At 62.0% G+C, this 3,100-nt stretch carries 4 protein-coding genes and 1 pseudogene; 4 read left to right on the top strand and 1 reads right to left on the bottom strand.

Annotation, left to right across the window (positions count from 1 at the left end; translation table 11 throughout):
* The 3 genes and pseudogenes from EN749_RS33235 to EN749_RS33245 form a co-directional block, all read left to right on the top strand.
* Positions 1-186, top strand: a pseudogene (locus EN749_RS33235) (ABC transporter ATP-binding protein); the annotation flags it as partial.
* Positions 183-998 carry an ABC transporter permease gene (locus tag EN749_RS33240; RefSeq protein ID WP_127381746.1) on the top strand — a complete coding sequence of 272 codons (816 nt, stop codon included), beginning with the start codon at positions 183-185 and terminating at the stop codon, positions 996-998. The pseudogene EN749_RS33235 and the gene EN749_RS33240, both read left to right, overlap by 4 nt.
* A 39-nt stretch (positions 999-1,037) precedes the next feature.
* Positions 1,038-2,048, top strand: coding sequence for an ABC transporter substrate-binding protein (locus EN749_RS33245; protein ID WP_128364752.1), 1,011 nt, complete (start codon positions 1,038-1,040; stop codon positions 2,046-2,048).
* Between the two features lie 38 nt (positions 2,049-2,086).
* On the opposite strand, the gene EN749_RS33250 is transcribed toward EN749_RS33245, so the two are convergent.
* Positions 2,087-2,512, bottom strand: a complete 426-nt coding sequence (locus tag EN749_RS33250) for a hypothetical protein (RefSeq protein WP_128364753.1) — start codon at positions 2,510-2,512, stop codon at positions 2,087-2,089.
* Positions 2,513-2,612: 100 nt separating this feature from the next.
* Between EN749_RS33250 and EN749_RS33255 the strand changes: the two genes are divergently transcribed.
* The coding region (locus EN749_RS33255; protein WP_128364754.1) for a BMP family ABC transporter substrate-binding protein at positions 2,613-3,100 on the top strand (488 nt) is incomplete at its 3' end.

Here is a 3,100-nt window from a genome sequence, read left to right on the forward strand (position 1 = left end):
GCCATCCATCTGTCGCGCCATGTTCACGTGCTGGGGATCAAGCCCGGGCGGATCACCGAGAGCCTCGACATTGCGCTGCCTTATCCGCGCGACCTGTCGGTCACCGAAGATCCGGAGTTCGTCAGGCTGGTAGTCCAGTTGCGAACGATGCTGCGCTCCAGCCATCAACCGGGAGGCGCGTCTTGAGCGACCAGCCCATCACCGACCTTTCCGAGCCGCGCCTCGCTTCCAGCTGGAGTGCGGCGACCGGCAGCTGGCTTCCTGCGGTCATCCTGCTGCTGGTGACGATCGTGCTGTGGGAAGCGGCCGTGCGGGTCTTTGCCATATCCGCTTTCATTATTCCCGCTCCGTCCGAGATCGCGAAGTCGCTGGTCGCGCAATGGGGCACGCTGATGCAGGCGACGCTGGTGACGGCGGGCGAGATCCTGTTCGGCTTCCTGGTCTCGGTCGTGGTCGGCATCGCCATTGCGCTGCTCATCGTGCGCTTCGATTGGTTGGGACGCGCCCTGTATCCACTGGTGGTGCTGTTCCAGAACGTGCCGAAAGTCGCGCTCGCGCCAATCTTCATCCTCTGGTTCGGCTATGGGCTGGCGCCCAAGATCGGCCTGATCCTGGTCATCGCCTTCTTCCCGGTGACGCTCTCTATGCTGGCCGGCATGCAATCGGTCGACCGCTCGCTGCTGTCGCTGATGAATTCGGTCGGGGCCAGCCAGACGCAGATCCTGTTCAGGATCCGCGTTCCGCACTCGCTGCCGAACCTTATGGCCGGAACCAAGATCGCCGCCACGTTGAGCGTGATCGGCGCCATCGTCGGCGAATTTGCCGGGGCGTCGGACGGTCTCGGCTACGTCATCCAGTTCGCGTCGACCCAGCTCGACACGGCGCTGGTCTTCGCAGCGCTGCTGCTCGTTTCCGTGCTTGGCATCGCCTTCTACTACGCCGCCGAAATTCTCGAACGCATCGTGGTGCCGTGGGCGCCGAAATTCAGCCAGTCCTAGGTCCGCTCGATCAACCAAATTTATAAAAGGGAACAAAAAATGCTGAGACGCTCACTTATCAAGGCCGCTAGCTTCGCGGCGTTTGTCACGGCACTCGGCTTCTCCAGCGCGGCTCTGGCGGCCGACAAGGTCAACGTCCAGCTCGACTGGGTGGTGCGCGGCAATCACGCCATGTTCTTCGTCGGCAAGGAAAAGGGCTTCTTCGCCAAGAACGACATCGATGTGGCCGAGATCCGCAAGGGGTCCGGCTCGCCGGACGCGATGCGGCTGGTGGGTAATGAGAACGCGGATTTCGGGTTCGGCGATCTTCCCACGCTTGCCGTCGCACGGTCGCAGAATGTCCCGGTCGTGGCGCTGGCGGCTGTCAACCAGCACTCGCCGCTGGGGATCATTTCGCTGGCCAAGACGCTGAAGCTCACCAAGCCGTCCGACCTCAAGGGACTGACCATCGGCATTCATCCGGCCGGCTCCACCTACATCTTCTTCAAGGGTTTCCTGGCCGCCAACGGCCTGACCGAAAAGGACATGACGCTGAACAGCGTCTCGCCTCCCTATGAAAGCTATTTGCTGCTTGGCCGGGTTCAGACGGTCGTCGGCTATATCGATGCGGAGGTTCCCGAACTGGAAGCGAAGGCCGGAGGCCCCGGCTCGCTCAGCATCATGATGGGGGCGGACCATGGGTGGAAAGCCTATGGCTCGGGCCTGTTCACCTCGCAGGCGATGATCAAGGACAAGCCGGACGTCGTACGCCGCTTCGTCAAGGCCTACAGGGAAGCCTTCGACTATGTCGTGGCACACCCGGAAGAGGCTGCCGAGATCACCGCCAAGGCCGCGCCCGGCTATGCGGAGAAAAAGGATGTGCTGCTGGCGCAGATCAACGCCGACATCGCCTCGACGTTCAGCAGCCCCGACACAAAGGAACACGGTCTCGGCTGGATGACCAAGACTCAGTGGGAGGAGACCCTGAAGACGCTGACGGACCAGGGCGTGCTCAAGACGGCTCTGTCGGCGGACGACGTCTTCACCGACGCATTCCTGGCAAAAGAATAAGGGGCGCGCGGTGTTCGAACGGAAAGCTCGATGAGCGCCTACCGGCAGACAAGGCTGTCCCGCGCGATGCCGCAGGACACATCACGCTCGCCTTTCGCCGCATCGGTGCGGTCGAGCGTGACCTGCACGCGGGTGGCATATGCGCGGCTCGCCAGACCGCACCACAGCCGCTCGACGGGCAGGTTCTCGCGTTTGTCGTTGAGGATCGTGAAAGTGCCGGTCTTCGCATCGAACCAGAGCTCGACGCGGGTCTTCTTGCCCGGCTCGATCGTTGCGATCCCGGCTGAATACCAGTGGGCGAAGTCGGCGTTGCAGGAGAGGCCTTCGCTGCCCGCATTCGAGATCGTCAACGGAACCATGTCGAGCCCGTCAGTGCCGGTGCGGACGGTGACATGGTGCAACTCAACCGCGTTGGCGAAGGACGACAACGCCAGCATCACCGGAAGGGCATAACGGATCTTCACTTTGCCTGAGCTCCATAATGTAATTTTTCCTAGGCAGTCTATCTCGCTTTTGCGCAATAACAATAAGAATATTGATTGGTAAAACAACAGAGAGGGTAACATGTTAAAGCTTCTTAAGAGCAGTGTAAGTGCAGCTATATTGACCGGTGTCTTGATGAGCGGCGCGCTTGCCGGCGAGGTCAAGTCGATCGCCATCCTGACGCCCGAAGAAGGCACGGACTATGGCTGGAACCAGCAAGGCATCGACGCCGCCAAGGCGGCGGGCAAGGCCGCCGGCGTCGAAGTGGTCGTGGCCCAGGGCCTCGGCTATGGCGATGTTCGTCCGACCTTGCGGGAACTTGCCTCCGACGGCGCCAGCCTGTTGATCGCGCATGCCAGCGGCTACAACACCTCGGCGCCCGAAATCGCCAAGGAACTGAAAGTTCCGGTGGCGATCGTCGACACGCCAGCCGGCCTGGAGAAGGGCCTCGTCGCCGACTACACGCTGAGCGGCCACGAGGGTGCCTATCTGGCCGGCCGTCTCGCCGCCAAGGTGTCGCGTTCCAAGTCGGTCGGCATTGTCGTCTCGGGCGAACCGCCATCGTGGAA

Origin of the sequence: Mesorhizobium sp. M7A.F.Ca.ET.027.02.1.1 (assembly GCF_004022985.1) — a bacterium.
Lineage (GTDB): Bacteria > Pseudomonadota > Alphaproteobacteria > Rhizobiales > Rhizobiaceae > Mesorhizobium.